The following is a 22248-nucleotide window of genomic DNA, read 5'->3' on the forward strand; positions in this document are numbered from 1 at the left end:
AGGTGTTCACAGCGCGTGGACGCCGCGCTGTGAACTAAGGAGCTGAAACGATGCGCCCGGGCTCAGGCCTGCTCCGCGACGGGGGCCTCGGCTCCGGCATCGACGGCCTCAGCAGTCTCCGCGGCAGCCTCAGTGGCCTCAGCGCCGGCGAGGAGCTGGGCCTCCCACTCGGGCAGCGGCTCGGCGTCGGCGGAGGTCACCTCGGCCTCCTCGCCGGTGCGAACGCGGCCACCGGAGCGGGCCAGCACGCCCTCGGCGGCGGCATCGGCCACGACGCGGGTCAGCAGGGTGACGGCGCGGATGGCATCGTCATTACCGGGAATGCCGTAGGTGGCCTCGTCGGGGTCACAGTTGGTGTCCAGGATGGCGATGACCGGGATCCCGAGCTTCTGGGCCTCGGAGATGGCCAGGTGCTCCTTCTTGGTGTCCACCACCCATACGGCGGCGGGGAGCTTGCTCATATCGCGGATGCCGCCCAGGGTGCGCTGAAGCTTGTCCTTCTCGCGGCGCATCATGAGCAGCTCCTTCTTGGTGCGGCCGGAGCCGGCCACGTCGTCGAAGTCGATCTGCTCGAGCTCCTTCATACGGTCCAAACGGGCGCGCACGGTGGAGAAGTTGGTGAGCATGCCGCCCAGCCAGCGCTGGTTGACGTAGGGCATGCCGACACGCTGGGCCTGCTCGGCCACTGCGGCCTGGGCCTGCTTCTTGGTCCCGACGAACAGGATGTTGCCGCCGCGAGCGACGATCTCCTTGACGAAGTCGTAGGCGGTGTTGATGCCCTCGATGGACTGCTGGAGGTCGATGATGTAGATGCCGTTGCGCTCGGTGAGGATGAAGCGCTTCATCTTGGGGTTCCAGCGACGGGTCTGGTGCCCGAAGTGGACACCGCTGTCAAGGAGCTGGCGCATGGTGACGACGGCCATGACGGTCCTTCCGTGTGTGCCGAGAGGTTGCTCGACGCACGATCATTCGGGGGACGGCCGAGTTGCGCTCGGGCACGTCCCGGGGTTCTTCTTCTGGGTTCTTCCCCGTGGTTCCGCACGCCTGCGAACGCGCACCGAAATCGGTGACCGGCTGGGAGCCGGCGCGGATGGGGCCTGGTGCCTGCGACGCACGGCCACCCGCTCACCGTGGCGAACCGTGATGACCGGGACCGCGGCCGTGTCGCCCGGAGGGACGTCCCGAAGCGCTCGGGTGCAGGCACGCGAAGTCAGTATTCCGGGCCGGTCTCCCGCTGATGCCGGAGCGATCCGCAGAATACTGCGCAGGTGAGGCTACCACAGGGCTGGTCCCGCTGCCGAGGCCGATTCGGCGACATCCGGAGTCATTCCGGTCACCACAGGCCGGTCCCCGAAAGCGTTTTCCACAGGGGCGACGACGTCCCCGGCAACTGGGGCCGACCGAAGCGCACCCTGGGGGCATGCATTCAGGACAAAAGCCACAGGCAGCGCAGCGAGCCTACAGGGAGCACGGCGAGCACGGCACTGGACCCTCACGCCCACCGTCCGGCGTCCCGCCCGTGTCCTCTCCGGCTCCTGACAGCGCCCGTCGTCTGGCGGCTGTGACCACGGCCCTGATCGCCTGCGGAGCGTTGACCGCTCCGCCGCTGCCCGCAGCCCCCTCCGGCAGCTCCCAGACGGTTTCGGCTCGGGAGGTAATCACGGTTCCGGGTCCGGACTCGGTTCCAACCCCAAACACCGGCACCCAGCTGGAGCTCCAGGATCCTGACCTGCCCGAGATCACATCCGCCTTCGCCGGAGAGTACGGATCAATGACCCCGCTCTTCGCTGACTCCGGTCTCATCGCTCAGCCCATCGGAGAGACAGAGACCGGTGCAGGGGAAAACTTTGGGCGATCCCCGGAGCCCAGACGTCCGCGAGGGCGCTACCAGTGGCCGACCGGTGTACCGGCCACCGTGGTGGAGAACTTCGACCCGCCGGCCATCGTATGGGGACACGGGCACCGCGGCGTGGACCTGGCTGCCGCGGAGGGCACGCAGATCCGCAGCGCCGCCGCGGGGACGGTCGCCTTCGCCGGCATGGTGGCCGGGCGTCCGGTGGTCTCCATCGACCACGCCGACGGGATCCGCACCACCTATGAGCCAGTGGAACCGGCTGTCGGAGCGGGTGACACGGTAGATGTCGGCCAGGTCATCGGTACCCTGCTGCCGGGGCACCGCTCGGACGGGGTCTGCGCCCTGCACTGGGGCGCGCGCACCGGCCCCAAGACCTATATCAACCCGCTGCGTCTGCTGCAGCCGGCCGTCATCCGCCTCAAGCCGGTCCAGTAGGACCGGTGATCGGCACTTGATCCAGCAAGCGTTCCTGCCGATGATGGGGCGTCGTGGAGAACAGTGAGATCTCAGACACGACCTCTCTCATGGATGTTTCGCTGAGAGAGGTGGAGGCATGAGGTCCTCCGAATCCCTCCAGCACTGGTTCGAGACCTCCCTGCGGCCCAGGCTGCAGAGGATGGTCGCAAAGCGACGCCCAGACCTGCCGGCGCCGCAGCTGCTCGTCGTCGCCCCGGGGGTGAGGTTCTCCTTCGGCGAGGTCGACCGGCTTTTCCATACCGCGAGCGCGGGAAAGCCCTTCGTAGCGGTCGCGGCGGCGCGCCTGGCCCAGCAGGGGCAGCTGTCCCTGGATGCGCCGATCGGCGAGCTGGCCCCCGACATCGATCTGTCCGCACTGCCCACCGCTCCGGGCGTCATTCTGTCCCGGGAGCTGACCCTGGGTCATCTGCTCAGCCACCGCTCAGGACTGCCCGACCCGATGGAGCCACCGCGCGGGCACTCCACCGAGTGCTCGCTGGACCGCATCATGCGTCAACCCGACCGCCGGTGGGACCCGGCCGAGGTGGTGGCGCAGTGCGCGGGGCTGCCGTCCCTGGGCCGCCCTGGTGAGAGCTTCGCCTACGGGGACGCCAACTACGCCCTGGCTCAGTGCGTGCTCCAGGAAGTCACCGGCCTGTCCACCCACGAGGTGCTGCGCACCCAGGTGTTCCAGCCCGCGGGGATGACGCGCACGGGTCAGCCGCACTCCACGGCCACCGATGAGGAACTGGCAGGTCTGAAGATCGCTCCGGTCTGGGTCAAGGGTGCGGAGATCAGCCATGCCAGGGCGCTGTCCGCCGGGTCCGCTGACGGCGGCGCGGTGACAACCCTGGAGGACATGGTGCGGTTCCAGGAGGCCCTGCATGAGGGAGACCTGCTCAATCGGGATCTGCTGGCGTGCCTGGCCCGGCCCCGCTCCCGCCTGCGCGCGGGCCTCCACTACGGGACGGGGTTGGCCACGATTCGCTTCGGCGAGCTCATGCCCCTGGTCCTGCGAGGCCTGCCCGAGCCGGTGGGAGGCCTGGGCCTGTGGGCGGTGCACTGCTTCTTCTACCCGCGCCAGCGTGCCCACGTCGTCATGAACCTCCACAGCACCGCGCAGATGCGGCGCAGTTTCACGCTGCACGCCGCGATCGCCCGTCAGCTGACCCGCCTGTCCTGAATTGCGCTCCCCCGCCGGCGGGCCCCGGGTCCTGCATTCCTTCGGGATGACCATGGGGCCGGACCTCACGCGCGGGGGCCGGCCCCGCCACCGCGCCGTCGGACGGACTTGCTCGCCGCCTCAAGCGCGGGGGAAGGCCTGTTCGTAGACACTGCGCAGTCGCTCGGCGGAGACGTGAGTGTAGCGCTGAGTAGTGGCCAACGAGGAGTGGCCCAGAAGCTCCTGAACGCTACGCAGATCTGCTCCCCCGTCCAGCACGTGGGTGGCGGTACTGTGCCTCAGTCCGTGCGGCCCCAGATCAGGAACCTGGGCGGCCGCGCACAGCCTGTGGACGATGTCGCGCACCGCTCGGGGATCGATACGCCGTCCTCGCGCTCCCAGGAAGAGCGCGGCGCCGGCGTCGGGAGCACAGATCTCGCCTCGCCGGTTCAGCCAGCCCTCCAAGGCCCTGGCGGCGGGCAGCCCGTATGGGACGGTGCGTTCCTTGCGCCCTTTACCCAGGACACGCAACGTGCGTTGAGAGTGGTCCAGGTCGGTGACATCGAGGCCAACGAGCTCGGAGACCCGCGCGCCAGTGGCGTAGAGCGTCTCGACGATGGCCAGGTCGCGCACGGCCAGGGCGTCCCCGTCCGCAGCGAGGTCTGCGGCGGTCTTAAGGAGCTGTGCGGCCTGCTGGGTCGTCAGCACTCCGGGTAGACGGTTGTCGACCCGGGGGGCCCGCAGGCGTGCGGCGACGTCGGAGGAGAGCCTGCCCTCCTCGAAGGCCCAGGCGGAGAACGTCCTCACCGAGGCGGAGCGGCGGGCCAGGGTGGCACGAGAGTGCCCGCTGGCGGCCAGTGCGGCAAGCCAGTCGCGCAGGTCCGTCAGATCGAGGGTGGCCAGGGCCGGACCGACGGGTTCGTCGTCACCCTCGCCGACACCGAGAAAGTTCAGGAGATCATCGATGTCGACAAGGTAGGCGCGCACGGTGTGCTGGGACAGATCCCGCTGCAGAGACAGGTACCGCCGATAGGCGGCAAGGAGGTCGGAGCGTGTCCTCGACATCACAGAAGTCCCCCTGACAACGGCTGAAGCGGATAAGTGAGTCGGATGGGTTCAGAGAACTGTACGCAGATCTTGGCGACAGTGGCATACCGACGTCACTGGCAGATCCGGTGCCGACCATCGGTGAACAGCACAACAGCACAATCGTCTCTTCACCTCTCGAACGGCTGTGACGCCCCACAGGACCGATGGCACCTCCGCTCATCATCCTCCGGGGAATCCCGAGTTCAACGCCGCCTCCGCCAACCGGAGGCGGTACGCTGCACCTTCCCTGAGAGCTCCAGGATCCCCAGTGCCGATGTCGTCTCCTTCGGGGACAACCCTGAGGAGCGGACGATGGACTCGGTGCTCGCCGCGGCCCGGGCGGGCATGGCGTCCAGGACGAGGGAGGCGGCCGGATCCAGGCCGTCGAGAAGCCCGCCACCGGTCAGCTCGGGGTCATGCTCCTTGGCGGCATCCGCGTCGACGGTGCCCAAGGGCGTCAGCAGCTCCAGGGCGTCGTCGGTGTCGGTGATGCAGACCGCCCCCTTGCGCAGGAGCCGGTGGCATCCGACCGAGGACATGGAGGTCACGGGGCCAGGAACGGCGCCCACCTGCCTGCCCAGCTCGAGGGCCCGGTGGGCGGTGGACAGGGCGCCCGAGCGCCAGGCCGCCTCCACCACGATCGTCGCCCTGGAGATCGCCGCGATGACGCGGTTGCGTGAGACGAACCGGTGCCGACCGGGCTGGCACCCCGGCGGTACCTCCGCCACCAGCGCCCCGGAGGCGATGACCGCCTCCAGCACCCCGGTGTTTCCCACCGGGTAGAGGCGGTCCACTCCCCCGGCGGAGACTGACACGGTGGGACCTTCCCTCAGTGCACCGCGATGGGCGCAGGCGTCGATACCGAAGGCTCCCCCGGAGACGATGAGGCCGCCCTTCGCCGTCACTCCGGAGGCCAGGGACCCGGCTACTCCCTCGCCGTACCTGGTGGAGGCCCGGGCTCCTACCAGGGCCAGGCACAGCCCGTTGGCCGGTCCCGCCGGCATCCGCTGCTCCCGAACGGGCATGCATCTGGCTTGGGCGATCACCTCGCCGCCTGCGCCCCCGGGGTCGTTGACGGCAACTGAATCACTGCGGCCGTCCTTCTCGCCGCTGGTCCCGGGGCCGCTCCCGCCGCTGGTCCTGTTCACCGTCTCCAGGTCCTTGGCGCTGACCAACAGTGCCGGGTCCCCTCGCACCCACAGGCAGAAGGGCGGGTACTCCAGCTCATCGAGCCCCGGCGGCCACCAGGTGTCTCCCGGGAGGATGAGGCTCCCGCCGAGACGGTCGAGCACATCCAGCTCGCGGCGGATGTCGAGTCCCTCCAGGCGCGGGATCCAGCGCGCGGCGACCTGCGCCCAGTGGGCACTGGCCTCGCCCGCACTGGAGGCGCCCAGAGGCGGGTCCGGCACCGGCGGGCGAGGGGCGCCGCGCGGACGTCCCGAGGAGTCGACGGCCTCCTCCAGCAGCCATCTCAGGGCGAGGCTCGGCCCGAGCCCGCCCACCACCATGGCTGCGGTGGCACTGTTGGGCTCGGCCAGACGGGACCAGGTTGCGCGCGCCAGCGCCGGATCATCAATGTCGTAGGGCAGTTTCATGGACGCACTCCTGAGGTTCTCAGGGCCAGGGCGATCCCGATGTGGGTGAGGGCGAGACTGTCGACACCCTCGAGGTCGGCGAGGGTCCAGGCCAGTCTGAGGACCCGGTCCACCCCGCGCAGGGAGAGGTCCCCGCGTTCCAGGGCGGTCATGAGCCGACGGCTGAGCGGAGCGCTGAGCCCACCGTCGGGGCCTCTGAGGTAGGAGCCGGGAACCTCGGCGTTGAGGCGCCACGGTGTGCCGGCCAGCCTGCGCTCCGCGGCCTGGCGGGCGCGCAGGACGCGCCGCGCCACCACGGCGCTGGACTCTCCTCTGCCCGCAGAAGCGAGATCAACAGCACTGACGGCGCCGACCTCGACCTTGATGTCGACCCGGTCCAACAGCGGACCGGACAGTCGTGAGAAGTAGCGCCGTCGCTGCAGGGAGGTGCAGGTGCACTCCAGGCCGCGGCCGCCGGCCTTGCCGCAGGGGCAGGGGTTGGCGGCCAGGACGAGCTGGAAGGCGGCCGGGTAGCTGGCCCGCCCACCCACGCGGTCGATGGTGACCACCCCCGACTCCAACGGTTGGCGCAGGCAGTCCAGGACGCCCGCACTGAACTCGGGGGCCTCGTCGAGGAAGAGCACGCCCCGGTGAGCCAGGGAGACGTCTCCGGGGCGGGGCATGCCGGAGCCGCCTCCGACGACGGCGGCCCGAGTCGCCGTGTGGTGCGGTGCGCGCAACGGCGGCCGGGTGATGAGTCCGTGCGCGGGATCGAAGATGCCGGCCACGGAGTGCAGAGAGGTGACGGTGACGGCGTCCGTCTGCTCCAGGGGCGGCAGGATGGAGGGGAGTCTTTCGGCAAGCATGGTCTTTCCCGTTCCCGGAGGTCCCACCATGATGAGGTGATGGCCCCCGGCCGCGGCGACCTCGAGGGCCTGGCGGGCCTCACTCTGCCCGACGACGTCAGCCAGGTCCGGCGGCTCGGCGTCATGAGGGAGGGCCGTAGAAGCATCATCTGTTCCGGCCTCGGCGATCTGCTCCACCGCCGCGGCCACGGCTGCACTCAGGCGCCCGCCGTAACGCTCCACGAGCTGACCGACGTGTCTGACGGCGGTGACCCGGGCGCCGGGTACGAGCTCGGCCTCGGCCGCGGCCTCCTGGGCGACGACGATCTCCTCCACCCCGGCGGCCACCGCGGCCTGGACGCTGGGCAGGACGCCGCGTACGGAGTGCACCGAGCCGTCCAGCCCGAGCTCGCCGATGTAGACGGTTCGTCCCAGGAGCCCGGCCGCGGACCGTCCGAGCCGGCCACGTGCGCCCAGGACGGCCAGGGCGAGCGCCAGATCCAATCCGGTCCCAGTCTTGCGCAGGTCGGCCGGGGAGAGGTTGACGGTCAGGCGCTGCTCGCCCCAGGTGACGCCGCAGGTGCTCAACGCGGCCCGAACACGCTCACGCGACTCGCGCACGGCGGTATCGGGTAGGCCCACGAGGGTGAATCCGGGCAGGCCCTGGGCGGCGTGAGCCTCGACGTCGACGATGTGTCCGGCCAACCCGGTCAGCGTGACCGCGAGCGTGCGCGCTAGCCCCATGACGCGTCCACCGCCCGGTGGTGGCGCAGCAGCGCAGGACGCGCATCGCGCAGGAGGATGGAGACGACGTCGAGACGTATGCCGGTGTGCGGCGGGGGCTCATGGGTGGTCGCCCAGGCAGCTGCCAGGGCACGCAGTCGGGCTACCTTGCGGGCACCGACCGCGGCTGCCGGTGGTCCCTGGCGCAGGGAGCTGCGGGTCTTGACCTCGACGATGACGAGCCTCGGCCACGCCTCACCAGGCTTGGCGACGGGCGCACTGCTCGGCTCGCGGTGCACGTGGGTGGGGTCCAGGGCGATGATGTCGATCTCGCCACGCAGGCCGTGATCCGGACGCCAGTTGCGCTCCAGGACCTGCCACCCGATGTCCTCCAGGTAGGTGGTGGCGAGGTCCTCCCCACGACGTCCGGTGCGCAGACGGGACGCTCCTGCAGGATCGGCTCCTGCACCACCCGAGCCCCGGGCGCGCTGCCTGAGCAGGTGATGGCCGCATCTCGCTGCGATCACTGTTCTTCCTGTTGCGGCTGCTACGACCTGGTCGGTCATCCCGATCACCTCCGCCACTAGCCTGAGGCCAGGTCAGCCAGTGCGCGCCACAGCCCGATCGGCTCTGTGGACGACGCTTGCAGGAGACGTCCTGTGGCTCCCGGCGAGCAGGGCTGCGCAGCCGAGCGGGCGCCACCGGAGATGGCAGCGCAGCATCGGGAAGGAGGTCAGGGCGAGGGGATGTCCATCTCGAGCTTGGTGAGCTCCTCGACGTTGACGTCCTTGAAGGTGACGACGTGGACAGACTTCACGAACCGGGAGGCGCGGTAGATGTCCCACACCCAGGCATCCTCGAGGGTGAGCTCGAAGAAGACCTCCCCGCCATTGGTGCGTACCTGAACGTCGACGGCGTTGGCCAGGTAGAACCGTCTCTCGGTCTCCACCACGTAGGAGAACAGGGAGGCGACGTCGCGGTACTCCCGGTACAACGAGAGCTCCAGCTCGTTCTCATAGGACTCGAGGTCTTCTGCGCTCACCGGGCCATCATGCCTGCCCGCGGCGCCCGTGCCCGGCAGGCCGCGGGGGCGAGTCGGTCTCCCTCGCTGGTCGGCATCGCCGCGTTCTTCGTCCTAGTCATCCCCTGCCGATGACGACCGCCTCCTGCTACGTCAGCCTCGCCGGTCCAGTCCGGGCAGGTGCCAGCTGCGACGATGCTGGTCGCTGGCCCCCAGGGCGGTGAGTCCCTTGATATGTGCCGGCGAGGCGTAGCCCTTGTTGGAGGCCCACCTGTAGCCGGGGTCGTCCAGATCGGCCATAAGGGCGTCCCGTTCGACCTTTGCCAGGACGCTGGCCGCTGCGACGACAGCACAGCGGGCATCCGCTCTGACCTCCATGCGCACCGGCGGGGTGGGGAGAGATGCGTCGGGCCGGGGCATCTCATCCGGGCACTCGCCGCGTTCCAGCGCGGAGAGGAGATCGGGCTGTGGTGCGGTGAGCCAGTCGGCTACGCCATCGAGAATGATGACGCCGGGGGCGTGTCCGCGCTCGGCAACACCTTGCAGGGCGCGCAGCCCCGCCAGTCTCAGGGCTCCGACGATGCCACGCTCGTCGATCTCCGCCGGCGAGGCGTGGGCGACGGCGTAGTCCACCAGCCAGCTGCGCACGGGTGCAACCAGGCCGGTGCGCACACGGGCCGTCAGCTGCTTGGAGTCGGCCAATCCGTCGGGGAAGGCGTCATCGGTACTGGGGCCAACGACTGCCAGACCTACGCTGACCGGCCCGGCGAGTGCTCCGCGTCCGACCTCGTCCAGACCACCGACATAGTTGTGGGTCTGAAGCAGTTCCTTCTCCACGCGCCGGTCAGGATGAGTGCGAACCCCACGGCTCACCGTGGCAGCCCTCGGTCTGCTTCCGATCCGTCCGAGGGGCCCGGCAGTTCCACACTCTGAGCGGAGTCTGTACGCGGGGCATCCAGGAACTCGCCGCTGTCGTCGTCGGGGTGCTCGAGGTCGCGAGAGTCCTCGGAGTCGGTGACCGACTGCGTCGTTTCCGTCTTCCCGGTGTCTTCCGAAGGACTGGGGGATGTGGAAGGCGCTGGCGTCGCGGAGGCGTCGTGATCGGGGACCTGGGAGAAAGTCCTCTCCCCTCCCCCCAGGCTCCCCCACCTGCCCGGGTTCAGCCACTGGAAGACAACCTTGGCCACCCCGACGACATTCTTCAGGGGTACGAAGCCTCCGTGGGGGTCATCGCGGTGGTAGCGCGAATCGGCCGAGTTGCTGCGATTGTCCCCCATGACCCATACGTACCCCTGGGGAACAGTGACATCGAAGGACGTCAGGGACGGGATCTGACCGTCCTTGACGTAGGGCTCCTTGATGGCGACGCCATTGACAGTCAGCATCCCCTTGCCGTCGGAGACCACATGATCGCCTCCCACGCCGATCACCCGTTTGACGAGGTGATGACCGGTGTTCTCGGGTAGGAGGTACACGGAGATCAAGATCTTCTGGAGAGCACCGCGCAGACCTGTCGGCTCCTTGACCTGGAGCCAGTCGCCGGGGTCGCTGAAGACGACGACGTCACCCCGGTCGATATCGTCGGAGTCGAACATCGTGACCGCGACCTTGTCTCCGTCACGCAAGGTGCGCTCCATGGAGCCCGAGGGAATCTCGTAGATCTGGACGACGAACATCCGCAGAAGGGCTGGAACCAGGATGATGACCGCCAGGACGAGCAGCGCCCGCGTCAACCGTTGGAGCAGGGACCCTGTCTCCGGCGGGGGGATGGTTGGGGCGACGCGCCGGCGCGGCTGGATGGAGGGGGGAAGATCCACGGGCTCGACATCGGGCTCCGGATCGGCGTCGGGGTCGATGAACGGGTCGTAGTCCCATTCATCGATGTCATCGCCTGAGACCGCGTTCGAGGGTTCTCCCACCGACACAGGGGACTCGCCGGCTTCCTGGGGCGAGCCCGCGGAGGGGGAACTGCAGGCGGGAGTAACGGCGGACCTGGAGGTACAGGCGATCTGGGAGGGGACGGCCTGCTTCAGGTCCAGTCCGACGACGTCGGCCTCGTCCTGCGGTGGTCTCACCGTACCCCTTCCCTTTGCCAGTCGATGCGCCTGAGTCCGCCGCTGAGCGGTGATGAATGAGAGATGACGAGCGCCCGGAGCCCGTAGGCTCCGGGCGCCGTCTTGGGAGCGCGGGGGCTCAGTCCTCGCGACGCTCCTTGATCTTGGCGGCCTTACCGCGCAGGTTGCGCAGGTAGTAGAGCTTGGCGCGACGTACCTTCCCTCGGGTGACGACCTCGATCTTCTCGATGGAGGGCGTGTGGACGGGGAAGGTGCGCTCGACGCCGACGCCGAAGGAGATCTTACGGATCGTGAAGGTCTCCGAGACGCCGCCTCCCTGGCGTGCGATGACGACGCCCTGGAAGACCTGGACGCGGGTACGGGATCCCTCAACGACCTTGACGTGGACCTTGAGGGTGTCCCCGGGACGGAAGGAGGGGATGTCGTCGCGCAGTGATGCGGCGTTGATCTCGTCGATCAGGTTCATGATTCTCTCCACACCCATGCCACTGGTCAGGAGTGCTGATTCGGCGGCGCCGCCCCGTCGGGAGCAGCACCGAAAGTGGATGCCCTGAACTCCCTCGCAGCGGCGTTCCTCCCCAGTGGCAGAGGAGCCGCGGGCCCCAGGTGCTCGCTCAGTCTGCCATAGGCTCGCACTCAGAGACGAGCACGCTGGCAACGACGTGCCTGAGTTCACGCCTCGCCCACAGCCGGACGGGGCTCCCGGTAGACGCTATGCGCCCACACAAAGGACATTTTATTAACCATTCGATCAGTCGCTGGAGCCGGCCAGGGTTCTCGTCGGCGTGGGTTCAGTGGACTCGGCGGGGATCGCCGCGGGGGTGGAGGCCGGTTCGGGCACCTGGGAGAAGACGTTGTGGCCGGAGCTCAGACTGGACCAGTGGGAGTATGGCCACACGACGTTCTTGGCGACGCCGACGACGTTATCCATTGGCACGAAGCCCCGGTGCACGTCGTTCTGGTGATAACGGGAGTCTGAGGAGTTGGTGCGGTTGTCGCCCATGACCCAGACGTGGCCCTCGGGCACCGTGACATCGAAGGCGACGTCCGACGAGGACCGCCCGGGCTTGAGATAGTCCTCGTGGATCTCGACACCGTTGACGCTCAGGGATCCTCTTCCGTCGGCGACGAGGTGGTCACCGGGCATCCCGATGACGCGTTTGATGAGGTGGTGACCGGCGTTCTTGGGGAAGATGCGGATAGCGACCAGAAAGTCCTGGAGGGCGCCCTGAAGGCCCGTGGGCTCCTGGGTCGTCAGCCACTGGTCGGGATCGGTGAAGACGACGACGTCCCCTCGTTCGATGTCGCGGGAGTCGTACATCGTCACGGTGACACGGTCACCCTCGGTGAGAGTGTCCTCCATCGAACCGGAGGGGATCGTGAAGCTCTGGATGACGAAGGTGCGGATGAGGGCGATGATCACCACGGCGATGACCAGGTAGGACAGGGTGATACCCCACTGCTTGAGGCGGGAGCCGAGCTGCGTCGCCGGCGATGAGGCGTCGCCCGCTCCAGAGCGCTTCACGCCCGGCCCGTCGCTCCGGGTGTCGGCCGCATCGCCGGCGACATCCTTGTCCTCGAGGTTCTGGTCGGGTCCGCTGCTCATAGGCCTTCTCCTGTCCGCCGGATCATGACGACGTCGTGGGCGTTCTGGCCTCCGACGTTGTAGGTGCGGGTCCCGACCTGGCGGAAGCCGGCCCGCTTGTAGGCCTTCTGGGCGCGCTTGTTGGTGACGTGGGTGCCGAGCCAGAGCAGATTCGTCCCATGGTCGGCGGCCTGCTGCATCACCGCACTCATGAGAGCGGGGGTCAGTCCCGACCCTCGCATGGTGGAGTCGACGTAGACCTTGGACAGCTCGCCGACGATCTGCCCGCTCCGGACTCGGACGCACGCGGGACGAGGATCAAGCCCGGTGGGCGACTCGCCGGTGGCATCGGGCTCCTCGCGCAGCACGGCTGCGTAGCCGACCAGGTTGAAACCTTCTGATCTCTCGCCGGTCTCCGTCTCACCGGATGTCCGCACGGTGGGCAACGGCGCTGGCAGCTCGGCGACGACGAGGTCGACGCGCTCGTCGCCGGCCCAGGTGGAGAACAGCTCGGGAACCAGGTTCGTGGCGATGTGCCGGGTGATGGACTCCGGGGCGATGACCTGCTCGCAGGCATCGGGGAAGGTACGGGCAGCCAGGTCGGCCAGGGCCTCGGCGTCGCGGGCGGTGGCGAGCCGGATACGCACCGGCACCGGGTGCGCCGCCCCGGCCGGGACCGCCCACCCCGCGCACGCCAGGGTCGCACGGTCCTCGCGGTCCAGACGGGCAGCATCCAGGTGCGCGATCATGTCGGGGCGACGGCTGACGGTTCGGGCGATGGCCTGGTCCCGCCGGGTGCGGGCGATGCGGGCGTGGTCGCCGGACAGCAGGACGGGGTCGACCTCCAGGCTGCGCCACCGGGTGGGGCGGGTGTGGACGGGGTACTCCAGCAGGCCGGCGGCTCCGTAGGACTCCTCGACCAGTGACTCGGGGTTGCCCAGGACACCGGGCAGGAGGCGGGCGATCGCCTCAATCATGACGATGGCGGCGACCTCTCCCCCGTTGAGCACGTAGTCGCCGATGCTCAGCTCGCGCACCTCGATACCGAGGGAGGCGTAGTGCTCGGGCACACGCGCATCGATGCCCTCATAGCGGCCGCAGGCGAAGACCAGGGAGTCGGCTCCGGCCAGGTCCTCGGCGGTGCGCTGGGTGAAGACCTCACCCGAGGGGGTGGGGATGATGAGGACCTGCCGGTGACCGGCCGGGGGCTCGGCAGTGAGCACGTCGTCGAGGGCATCGCCCCACACGTCGGGCTTCATCACCATGCCGGCGCCGCCTCCCAGGGGCGTGTCGTCGACGGTGCGGTGCCGGTCATGGGCGTGGTCGCGCAGGTCGTGGACGCGTAGGTCGAGGTCGCCTCGGTCGGCTGCCCTCCCGATGAGGGAGAGGTCCAGGACCTTGAGGTAGTCGGGGAAGATGGTGACGACGTCGATCCTCACCGGGCCTCCTCCGCCTGGCCGTATCCGGGGAATAACCCACCGGGCGGGTCCAGGGTCACGGTACCGGCCTCGGGGTCGATGGCCGGGACGAGCTCGGCCACGAAGGGCACGGCCACGTCATCGCCCTCGGGGGTGGTGACCACGAGTCGGTCCTGGGCGACTCCGGGCTCCAGGTCCGTGATCTCTCCCAGCGTCTCTCCGGAGACGCTGAGCGCTCGCAGCCCGACGAGCTCGTGGCGGTACCAGGACTCATCGTCCGTCTCAGAGCTCGTGGCGTCGTCGGTCTCGACCAGGAGCCTCACACCTCGCAGGGCCTCGGCGGCCGTGCGATCACCCACCTGCACGAAGGCGGCGAACCAGCGGGAGCCGTCGAAGCGCAGGCGGCTGACCGTCAAAGGCCCTGCCTGGACCGGGTCGGTGGGGACGGTGGTTCCAGGCGCGAGGCGACCCTCGGGGTCATCGGTGCGGACATCAAGGCGCACCTCGCCCTTGAGAGCGTGGGCAGGGCCGATGACGGCAAGGGTGAGCAGCACCTGTTCTCCTGGGATCGGGACGTGGAACGGCTAGTGAGGAATCTGGATGTCTGACGCCAACCTACCGCGCCCCGGTTGACGTTCCCATCGGGATGGGGAATGACGTCGGGCACCGACGGCGTGAGGTTGACCGCCTCAGTGGGGCTTCCTGTCCGGAATCGCCACCCGGTCGTCGGCGGCGAGATCAGGCGGGCGACCGAATGAGAACACGACGATGCCCGGCTCCCCCATGGGAACCGGGCACTCGTATCGGCCGGTTGTGACCGATGCTGTCGGCCTGGCGGCCCTGCGTGCTCAGCGGCGGTCGGTGTCAACGACGTCGACGCGCACCGGCGAGTCCGCCAGCGCTCCCACCACCGTGCGCAGCGCTCGAGCGGTACGGCCCGAGCGGCCGATGACTCGGCCGAGGTCCTCGGGGTTGACCCGCACCTCCAGAAGGTCGCCGCGTCGCAGCGACCGGGAGGTGACGGTGACGTCGTCGGGGTTGTCGACGATGCCCCGTACAAGGTGCTCGAGGGCGTCGGCCAGCATCTCAGGCCTCCTCGGCGGCGACCTCAGCGGAGGCCTCGGCCTGAGCGGTCTCCTCCTCAGCCCCGGCCTCGGCCGCCGCAGCGGCCTCCTGCTCGGCCTTGGCCTTGGCGGCGGCTGCCTTGCGCTTCTCGGCGTCGTCGGCGGCGGCCTTGACCGCAGCCTCCTTGGCGACCGTCGCGGCGTCGGCGTCCTTGACCTTGAGGGTGCTCTCGACACCCTTGAGGCCCTTGAACTGGTGATAGTCGCCAGTGATCTTGATCAACTTGTAGACGGCGTCGGAGGGCTGAGCGCCCACACCGAGCCAGTACTGGACGCGCTCGGAGTCGATGCGGATGAGCGAGGGCTCCTGCATCGGGTCGTAGACACCGATCTCCTCGATGACGCGACCATCGCGCTTCTTGCGGGAGTCGAGGACGACGACCCGGTAGAAGGGGGCAAACTTCTTGCCCATGCGCTTGAGGCGAATCTTGACTGCCACTTGGTTGAACTCCTGGTTCTGGATGGTTTGGCGCGCGCTGGTCCCCGGTGGGGTCAAGCAACGGTTTCCGGCGTGAGCCGAGACGCGACCGGGGCCGGGAGAGGGACCGACGTCCAATCGAGTACAGCCGGACATTCTGCCAGAGCGCCCGACGGCGTTGCCAGCGCGCAACAAGCGTTCCGACCCACCACGGGTGCGAGATCGCCCACAGAGCTCATCCTGCCCGTCGCCGTCGACCACGACCGGAGCGAGCAGCTGCCCTCCATGGAAAGCGCGACGGCATCAAGTCCCACCCGATGAGGAAGGCCGAGGAGCCGAATCGGTCACGGTTCCGGAGACGGAGTGCGCATGACACCTGTCACGTCATGCCGGTGACAGCGTTCAGTACCGTACGAGGCCGGCCGGGGCGATCCTCGAACCATGAGCAGCACCTCCGTTTCCCCGAGTTATGGCACGCCCAGTCGTCCCCCGGTGGGCGCCAAAGCCGATCCCACAACCGTCCCCGCCGTCCATGTGCTCGGTCTGCGCAAGACCTTCGGCCCCGTCGTCGCCGTCGACGGACTCGATCTCACCGTGGCCCCCGGCGAGGTTGTCGCCTTCCTCGGCCCCAACGGGGCCGGCAAGTCCACCACCCTCGACGTAATCCTCGGCTTCACCCAGCCCGACGCGGGCAGCGCTACCGTTTTGGGAGTCACACCGCGCGAGGCGGTGCGGGCCGGGCGCATCGGTGCCGTCCTCCAGACCGGTGGACTCATCCCCTCCTTCACGGTCGGCCAGACTCTCAGCATCATCGCCTCCCTCCAGCCGCGCAAGCCCGACATCGAGGCGGTCATCGACCAGACCGATCTGCGCGGGATGCTCCGCCGGAAGGTCTCCCGCTGCTCCGGCGGCGAGACCCAGCGCATCCGTCTGGCACTGGCTCTCCTGGCGCAGCCGGAGTTGCTGGTACTGGACGAACCGACCACCGGCATGGACCCCACCGCCCGCTCGGCCTTCTGGGACACCATGCGCCGGGAGACTGCGCAGGGCCGGACGATTCTCTTCGCCACCCACTACCTGCAGGAGGCCTCCGACTTCGCGGACCGCATCATCATCATCGACCGTGGACGTCTGGTCGCCGCCGGCTCGGTGGACGAGGTGCGCGCCATGGGCGAGGGAACCACGGTCAGCGCGGTCTGGCCGGGTCGGGCCCGGCACGCCGCGCGGCGTCCCGCCCGGGGCCCGTGGTGTTGTGGCCGCGGCGGGCGGGGTGGTCGTGGGGCGCCCCTGGGGGGTGGCACCCCGGTTCTGCGCGGGGGGGCGGGGTCTGACCGGCCAGACCGCGCTGCGTACCGCCCTGGCCCCGGTGTCCGGCTCTCTGCTGAGAGTGGATGTCCACGGAACGCACCTGGCCGTGCGCACCACCGCCCCGGATGACGTCGCCCGGCTTCTGCTCACCACCACCCCCGCCGGTCACCTCGGCATCACCGCGCTCAGTCTCGAGGAGATCTTCGCCGAGCTCGTCGGCGAGGACCACGACGAAGCCCCTGAGCGCGCAGCGTGAACCCACCGTTCTCCCTGTCGTCGACCCCTGCCGGGCCGGTGCACCGGCCCGGTTCAGCCCCCCGTCCGCCCATCCTGCATCAGAATCAAGGAACCATTCATGTCTGCTACCACCTCCCCCGCTCGCAGCGACGGCCGCCCCGCCGCTGCACCCCGTCGTCCCCGCCCGTGGACCTACACGCGCATCGACGCCCTGACCACCCTGCTCCGCCCCGACATGTGCTTCTTCACCCTCATCATGCCACTGGGCATGTACCTGTTCTGGGGCGCCATGCAGGACTTCTCCACCCACGACGCCGGCCGCGGCAATGTCGCCTCCTCGATCATGATCAATATGTCGGTCTTCTCCGTGGCCACCGCCGCCACCTGCACGGCCGCGGGAGCCGCGGTCGAGCAGGTGGGCGGTTGGGGCCGTCAGATCGCGCTCACGGCGGGCGGCCTGCGCACCTACATCACCACCAAGCTGCTGACCGCCCTCATCGTCTCGGTCTTCCCGGTCACCGTCATCTTCATCGCCGGGGCCTTCACGGGTGCGCAGATGGACGCGCCCTGGGTGTGGGCTGTCAGCTACGCCCTGAGCCTGCTGACCGCCGTCCCCTTCGCCTGCTGCGGCCTGGCCGTGGGGCTGTGGTTCCCGGCGCAGGCGGCGGTCGGCATCGCGGGCGCCTCGATCAGCGTCTTCGCCTTCCTCGGCAACCTGTTCATGCCGCTGAGCGGCGGCCTGTTCGACTTCGCCCACGGCACCCCCATGTACGGGGTCGGCAGCCTGGCTCGCCGAGCGCTCCAGGGGGACTCCGTCGCCACCGCGACCAGTACCGGCGGGAGCGCCGTCGTCCACGAGGCCCTGTGGGTGCCGATCGTTAACATTGCCGTGTGGACTCTCGTTTTCGTCTTGGCGTGCCTGACCGCGCAGCGTCGCACGACGGTGCGCCGCTGACCGCCGGAGCACCCCCGATGGGCACGCGCACCGGCGAACGCACGGCCGTCACCGCCCCGGTGGCGGCTGACGGCCGCACCGGGCCCTGGTACCGGCGGATCGACTGGAGCTCCACCTTCTGGGTCGTCCTCCTCCTCATCCCCCTCTTCTACGTGATCCAGAAGGACATACCGCTGCCGTTCAAGATCGTGGGTGTCACCGGGCTTCTCAGCTTCGCCTGCGTCTACGCCTGGGCGGTGTCCACCATGACGATCTGGCTCGATCTGCCGGAGGGTGCGGGCGTGCTCGACCAGCTGCGGCCGGCGACCAGCAGACTCGTGCTGCTCGCGCTCACCGCCGTCGCCTCCGCACCAGGCCTGAACTGGTGGTACACCTGCTCCTACCTGCCCTACTTCTGTGCGATCATCCTGTATGCGACGACGCTGCGCACCGGCCTGATCATCTCCGGCTGCCTCATCCTCCTCACCGATCTCGGCTGCGTCCTCCTCGCCCCCGAGGCGGGTGTGGTGCGGGCGGTCATGGGTTTCTCCATGTCCTCAGTCATTGTCACGTTCTCCCGTATCGGAGCCGAGTCCGCTGCTCGACGTCAGGAGGAGGAGCGCGTGCTCGCCGCCGTCGCCGAGCGCGAGGAGATCGGCCGTGACGTCCACGACCTTCTTGGGCACTCCCTGACCGTCCTCACTCTCAAGGCGGAGGTCGCCCACCGACTCGTGCGCCGTGATCCCGGGGCCGCCGAGCGCGAGCTCGCCGAGATCATCGAGTTGTCCCGCTCGGCCCTGGCGGACGTGCGTGCCACCGTCACCCGCCTGCGCGCCCCGGACCTGATTGGGCAGGTGGAGGCCTCCCGCACGGCCTTTGCCACGGCCGACATCAGCGCCGTGCTCGCCGGTCGGGCCTCTGACATCCCCCTGCCCCAGCGTGAGCTGCTCGCCTGGGCCCTGCGAGAGGGAACGACGAACGTCCTGCGGCACGCCGGCGCCACTCAGGTGCACGTCGCACTCGCCCCGGGACGAGTGCGTATGCAGGACGACGGCGTGGGCGTCGTCGGGCAGTGTCTCGGCAACGGGCTGAGCGGCCTGCGCGAGCGCGTCGAGGCCGTCGGCGGCGCCCTCGTCCTGACCAGTCCCGCCCCGGACGGCACCGACGCACGCCCGGGGACCGTCCTGGAGGTCACCCTGTGAGCACCCCGATCCGCGTCCTCATCGCCGACGACCAGGCCCTCGTCCGGGGGGCGCTGGCCACGTTGCTCAGCCTGGAGCCGGACATCGCCGTCGTCGCCCAGACGGGCACCGGGCGAGCGGTGACGGCACTGGCCCGGGAGCACGCCGTCGACGTCGCCCTGCTGGACATCGACATGCCGGACATGGACGGCCTGGCCACCGCGGAGGCGCTGACCGCATCAGGCACCGGCTGCCGCAGCCTCATTGTGACGACCTTCGGGCGCCCCGGCTACCTGTCCCGCGCACTGGAGGCCGGAGCAGCGGGCTTCCTGGTCAAGGACACCCCGCCCGAGGAGCTGGCCGAGGCGATCCGGAAGGTTGCAGGGGGTCTGCGTGTCATTGACCCGACACTCGCCCAGGAGTCGGTGATCATGGGGCCTAACCCGCTCACGGACCGTGAGAAGGACGTGCTGCGACTGGCGGCACGCGGCGCGGACGCCCACGACATCGCCGGCTCCCTGCACCTGGGTGCCGGGACGGTGCGCAACTACCTGTCCAGCGCGATCAGCAAGACGCACGCGCGCAACCGCACCGAGGCGGCCCGCACCGCCGAGACCAACGGCTGGTTATGATGAGCCCAGTCACCTCCAAGCAGTCGACGAAGCACAGAGAGGCCGGGGATGGAGAGCTCATCACAGCGGCATGAGCTGATCCGAAGAGAACCGATCTTCCACCACCCGGAGTTGATCTGGGACGCGGGCTCCTTCGATGAGCAGATCGCGGAGGACTTCAACGAGGTCGGCGCCTCGGGACGGCGTTACAGCCGCAGCGAGGTCAAGGAGGTCGTCCTGGGACGCTTGGAGGGAACTCATGCGGACTCCCTCGCCGATGGATACAGAATCGAGGAGGCGGAGTCCCGCATCCTTGCCGACGACGTCATCCAGGTCCTCTACACCTTACGGACGCCAGGTCGCCTCACCCGGAGGTCAACGCTCTACCGTCGCCGGGGCTCGACCTGGCAGGCGGTATTCCACCAGGGAACCGTTATCGAAGGCGCTACTGACTGAGCCCACCACGGTCACCCGGGCCGGCGACGAGGCGCTGGCCGCGAGCCCTCACGCTGCGGCCGGCGGACTGCTGCGGAGGAATCAGACGTCGAAGCCTGCCGTACGCACACGAGAGGCGGTGCCTGCCTCCAGCACCGCAAGCCGGGCTCCTACAGTCCGAGGTGGCGGCGCAGGTCCTCGGGCAGGGCTCCCATGGCGTCGGCGACGTCGTCGCCCGAGGGCTGTACGTCGGCCTGAGTCTGCGACTGGGCCTGGGGCATGATCCCGTAGCCGGAGGCGCCGGACTGGCCGCCCCCGAGCCCGAAGGAGGACCCGGCTGCAGGCGCCGCGGTCTGCCCGGCCTCGATCTTGGCCTGCTTGGCGACCGCGGCCTCCTTGGCCTGACGAGCGGCCTTGGCGGGGTTGCCGCTGCGGCCCTTCTTGCCTCCCTTGCCACGCTTGGCCTTAGGAGCCTGACGGGCCTTGGAGTGCTTGCCCATGCCGGGCAGCGACCCCATCCCGGGCATGGCGCCGCCCTCGCCGAGTCCGCCCATACCACCGCCGGAGGCCATGGCCTCCATCATCTTCTTGGCCTGCTCGAAGCGGTCCACGAGCTCATTGACGGCCTGGACCGTGGTGCCCGATCCCTTGGCGATGCGGCTGCGACGCGATCCGTTGAGAATGGACAGGTCCTTGCGCTCGGCCGGGGTCATGGAACACACGATCGCCTCGATGCGATCGACCTCGCGCTCGTCGAAGTTCTCCAGGGCATCACGCATCTGCCCCATACCGGGCATCATGCCCAGGAGCTTCTTCATGGAGCCCATCTTGCGGATCTGGCGCAGCTGGCTCAGGAAGTCGTCGAGGGTGAAGGCGCCCTTGGCGAGCTTTGCGGCTGCGTCCTCGGCCTCTTGACGGTCCAGAGTGCGCTCGGCCTGCTCGATGAGAGTGAGCAGGTCACCCATGTCCAGGATGCGCGAGGCCATCCGGTCGGCGTGGAAGCGCTCGAAGTCGGTCAATCCCTCACCGGTGGAGGAGAACAGGACCGGAGCGCCGGTGACGCCGCGCACGGACAGGGCCGCACCGCCGCGGGCGTCGCCGTCGAGCTTGGAGAGGACCACGCCGGTGAAGCCGACGCCGTCGCGGAATGCGACCGAGGTGTTGACGGCGTCCTGACCGACCATGGCGTCCAGGACGAAGAGGATCTCATGGGGGACGACGGCGTCGCGGATGCGGATCGCCTGGTCCATCATCTCGGCGTCCACGCCCAGACGGCCGGCGGTGTCCACGACGACGACGTCGTAACCGTTAGTGCGTGCCTGCTCGACACCGGAGCGGGCCACGGCCACCGGGTCGCCCACGCCGTTGCCGGGCTCGGGCGCCCACACATGCACCCCGGCGCGCTCGGCGACGACGCTCAGCTGGGTCACGGCGTTGGGGCGCTGGAGGTCGGAGGCGACCAGCAGGACGCGCTTGCCCTGGTCGCGCAGCCAGCGTCCGAGCTTTCCGGCCAGGGTGGTCTTACCGGCGCCCTGAAGGCCGGCGAGCATGATGATCGTGGGGCCTCGGTCGGCCCAGTTGATGTCGCGGGTCTGGCCGCCCAGGATCTCGATGAGCTCCTCATTGACGATCTTGACGACCTGCTGACCCGGGTTGAGGGCCTGGGAGCGGGCGGCGTCGACCGCCTTCTCACGCACCGCGGAGGTGAAGGCACGCACCACGGGCAGGGCGACGTCAGCCTCCAGGAGGGCGCGGCGGATCTCGGTGACCGTGGCGTTGACGTCGGCCTCAGTGAGACGACCCTTGCCGCGCAGCTGGTTGAAGGAGGCGGTGATGCGATCGGAGAGGTTGCCGAACACGCGATGGTCCTTCCTGGCGCCGTCGGGCGCGTTGGTCGGGAGACTTCAGAGCGGGTGAGGGAGGAACATCCATGGCCGTGAGCCATGGCGGCTCCGCTGACTGCGACCCAGGATAGCGGCAAGATGGGCCAGTCCTCTCCCCCGCGCCCGGACCGGGACTGAGCCCACACTCGCCAGTCGGCGGCCTCGGATGCGTCATGCCTGAAGTCCTCGGCTCTGCCTGACACCGTCGCCCAACCTGAACGAGGGTTTTCTCCCGGTATCCCGCGGTACTTCACGGCTCGGCGACCCCTGAGATATGTCATGAGCAAGTAGTGACCGATGGGCCATGGACCGCA

At 69.1% G+C, this 22248-nt stretch carries 23 protein-coding genes; 8 read left to right on the forward strand and 15 right to left on the reverse strand.

Annotation, left to right across the window (positions count from 1 at the left end; translation table 11 throughout):
• Positions 1-62: 62 nt before the first annotated feature.
• On the reverse strand, positions 63-923 hold the full coding sequence (gene rpsB, locus RWR81_RS05805; protein WP_314455782.1) for a 30S ribosomal protein S2: 861 nt from the start codon (positions 921-923) through the stop codon (positions 63-65).
• Between the two features lie 638 nt (positions 924-1561).
• Here rpsB and RWR81_RS05810 point away from each other — a divergent pair.
• Together RWR81_RS05810 and RWR81_RS05815 are read left to right on the forward strand one after the other, a co-directional pair.
• The gene (locus RWR81_RS05810) at positions 1562-2290 is read left to right on the forward strand and encodes a M23 family metallopeptidase (protein WP_314455785.1); all 729 of its coding nucleotides are present in this window, start codon (positions 1562-1564) and stop codon (positions 2288-2290) included.
• A 118-nt stretch (positions 2291-2408) separates the two neighbouring features.
• Positions 2409-3494, forward strand: coding sequence for a serine hydrolase domain-containing protein (locus tag RWR81_RS05815; RefSeq protein WP_314455787.1), 1086 nt, complete (start codon positions 2409-2411; stop codon positions 3492-3494).
• A 120-nt stretch (positions 3495-3614) separates the two neighbouring features.
• Here RWR81_RS05815 and RWR81_RS05820 read toward each other — a convergent pair whose 3' ends face one another.
• From RWR81_RS05820 to rpsP, 13 genes are all read right to left on the reverse strand, one after another.
• Positions 3615-4538, reverse strand: coding sequence for a tyrosine recombinase XerC (locus tag RWR81_RS05820; RefSeq protein ID WP_314455790.1), 924 nt, complete (start codon positions 4536-4538; stop codon positions 3615-3617).
• Between the two features lie 227 nt (positions 4539-4765).
• Positions 4766-6157, reverse strand: a complete 1392-nt coding sequence (locus tag RWR81_RS05825; RefSeq protein WP_314455793.1) for a DNA-processing protein DprA — start codon at positions 6155-6157, stop codon at positions 4766-4768.
• On the reverse strand, positions 6154-7725 hold the full coding sequence (locus RWR81_RS05830) for a YifB family Mg chelatase-like AAA ATPase (protein ID WP_314455796.1): 1572 nt from the start codon (positions 7723-7725) through the stop codon (positions 6154-6156). Before RWR81_RS05830 ends, RWR81_RS05825 begins: the two co-directional genes overlap by 4 nt.
• Positions 7716-8270 carry a YraN family protein gene (locus RWR81_RS05835; RefSeq protein ID WP_314455799.1) on the reverse strand — a complete coding sequence of 185 codons (555 nt, stop codon included), beginning with the start codon at positions 8268-8270 and terminating at the stop codon, positions 7716-7718. The genes RWR81_RS05830 and RWR81_RS05835 overlap by 10 nt, the downstream gene beginning before the upstream one ends.
• Positions 8271-8437: 167 nt before the next feature.
• Positions 8438-8746 (reverse strand): DUF2469 domain-containing protein, encoded by a 309-nt coding sequence (locus RWR81_RS05840; protein WP_314455803.1) that lies wholly within the window; start codon positions 8744-8746, stop codon positions 8438-8440.
• 132 nt (positions 8747-8878) lie between these two features.
• Positions 8879-9598, reverse strand: a complete 720-nt coding sequence (locus tag RWR81_RS05845; protein WP_314455812.1) for a ribonuclease HII — start codon at positions 9596-9598, stop codon at positions 8879-8881.
• Positions 9595-10800, reverse strand: coding sequence for a signal peptidase I (gene lepB, locus RWR81_RS05850; protein ID WP_314455815.1), 1206 nt, complete (start codon positions 10798-10800; stop codon positions 9595-9597). Before lepB (RWR81_RS05850) ends, RWR81_RS05845 begins: the two co-directional genes overlap by 4 nt.
• Positions 10801-10918: 118 nt before the next feature.
• A complete protein-coding gene (rplS, locus tag RWR81_RS05855; RefSeq protein WP_314455818.1) occupies positions 10919-11266 on the reverse strand; it encodes a 50S ribosomal protein L19 in 348 nt (115 codons plus the stop codon).
• A gap of 285 nt (positions 11267-11551) precedes the next feature.
• Positions 11552-12406, reverse strand: coding sequence for a signal peptidase I (gene lepB / locus RWR81_RS05860; RefSeq protein ID WP_314455821.1), 855 nt, complete (start codon positions 12404-12406; stop codon positions 11552-11554).
• The gene (gene trmD, locus RWR81_RS05865; RefSeq protein WP_314455823.1) at positions 12403-13824 is read right to left on the reverse strand and encodes a tRNA (guanosine(37)-N1)-methyltransferase TrmD; all 1422 of its coding nucleotides are present in this window, start codon (positions 13822-13824) and stop codon (positions 12403-12405) included. The genes lepB (RWR81_RS05860) and trmD overlap by 4 nt, the downstream gene beginning before the upstream one ends.
• The gene (rimM, locus tag RWR81_RS05870; protein ID WP_314455825.1) at positions 13821-14357 is read right to left on the reverse strand and encodes a ribosome maturation factor RimM; all 537 of its coding nucleotides are present in this window, start codon (positions 14355-14357) and stop codon (positions 13821-13823) included. The genes trmD and rimM overlap by 4 nt, the downstream gene beginning before the upstream one ends.
• A gap of 294 nt (positions 14358-14651) precedes the next feature.
• The gene (locus RWR81_RS05875; RefSeq protein ID WP_003786440.1) at positions 14652-14888 is read right to left on the reverse strand and encodes an RNA-binding protein; all 237 of its coding nucleotides are present in this window, start codon (positions 14886-14888) and stop codon (positions 14652-14654) included.
• A 1-nt stretch (position 14889) separates the two neighbouring features.
• A complete protein-coding gene (gene rpsP, locus RWR81_RS05880; RefSeq protein WP_314455827.1) occupies positions 14890-15366 on the reverse strand; it encodes a 30S ribosomal protein S16 in 477 nt (158 codons plus the stop codon).
• A 420-nt stretch (positions 15367-15786) separates the two neighbouring features.
• Here rpsP and RWR81_RS05885 point away from each other — a divergent pair, with 420 nt between their 5' ends.
• From RWR81_RS05885 to RWR81_RS05910, 6 genes are all read left to right on the forward strand, one after another.
• Positions 15787-16782 (forward strand): ABC transporter ATP-binding protein, encoded by a 996-nt coding sequence (locus RWR81_RS05885; protein ID WP_314455829.1) that lies wholly within the window; start codon positions 15787-15789, stop codon positions 16780-16782.
• Positions 16760-16909, forward strand: coding sequence for a hypothetical protein (locus tag RWR81_RS05890; protein ID WP_314455830.1), 150 nt, complete (start codon positions 16760-16762; stop codon positions 16907-16909). Before RWR81_RS05885 ends, RWR81_RS05890 begins: the two co-directional genes overlap by 23 nt.
• Positions 16910-17008: 99 nt before the next feature.
• Positions 17009-17845: an ABC transporter gene (locus RWR81_RS05895; RefSeq protein WP_314455832.1), complete on the forward strand. Its 837-nt coding sequence runs from the start codon at positions 17009-17011 to the stop codon at positions 17843-17845.
• Entirely contained in the window at positions 17806-19026 is a 1221-nt protein-coding gene (locus RWR81_RS05900) for a histidine kinase (protein WP_314455834.1), read from the forward strand. The genes RWR81_RS05895 and RWR81_RS05900 overlap by 40 nt, the downstream gene beginning before the upstream one ends.
• Positions 19023-19637, forward strand: coding sequence for a response regulator transcription factor (locus RWR81_RS05905; protein ID WP_314455836.1), 615 nt, complete (start codon positions 19023-19025; stop codon positions 19635-19637). The genes RWR81_RS05900 and RWR81_RS05905 overlap by 4 nt, the downstream gene beginning before the upstream one ends.
• Positions 19638-19685: 48 nt before the next feature.
• A complete protein-coding gene (locus tag RWR81_RS05910; RefSeq protein ID WP_314455838.1) occupies positions 19686-20072 on the forward strand; it encodes a DUF4440 domain-containing protein in 387 nt (128 codons plus the stop codon).
• Positions 20073-20221: 149 nt separating this feature from the next.
• Here RWR81_RS05910 and ffh read toward each other — a convergent pair whose 3' ends face one another.
• The gene (gene ffh, locus RWR81_RS05915) at positions 20222-21910 is read right to left on the reverse strand and encodes a signal recognition particle protein (RefSeq protein ID WP_314455840.1); all 1689 of its coding nucleotides are present in this window, start codon (positions 21908-21910) and stop codon (positions 20222-20224) included.
• Positions 21911-22248: the final 338 nt, after the last annotated feature.

Source organism: uncultured Actinomyces sp., assembly GCF_963526355.1.
GTDB lineage: Bacteria > Actinomycetota > Actinomycetes > Actinomycetales > Actinomycetaceae > Actinomyces.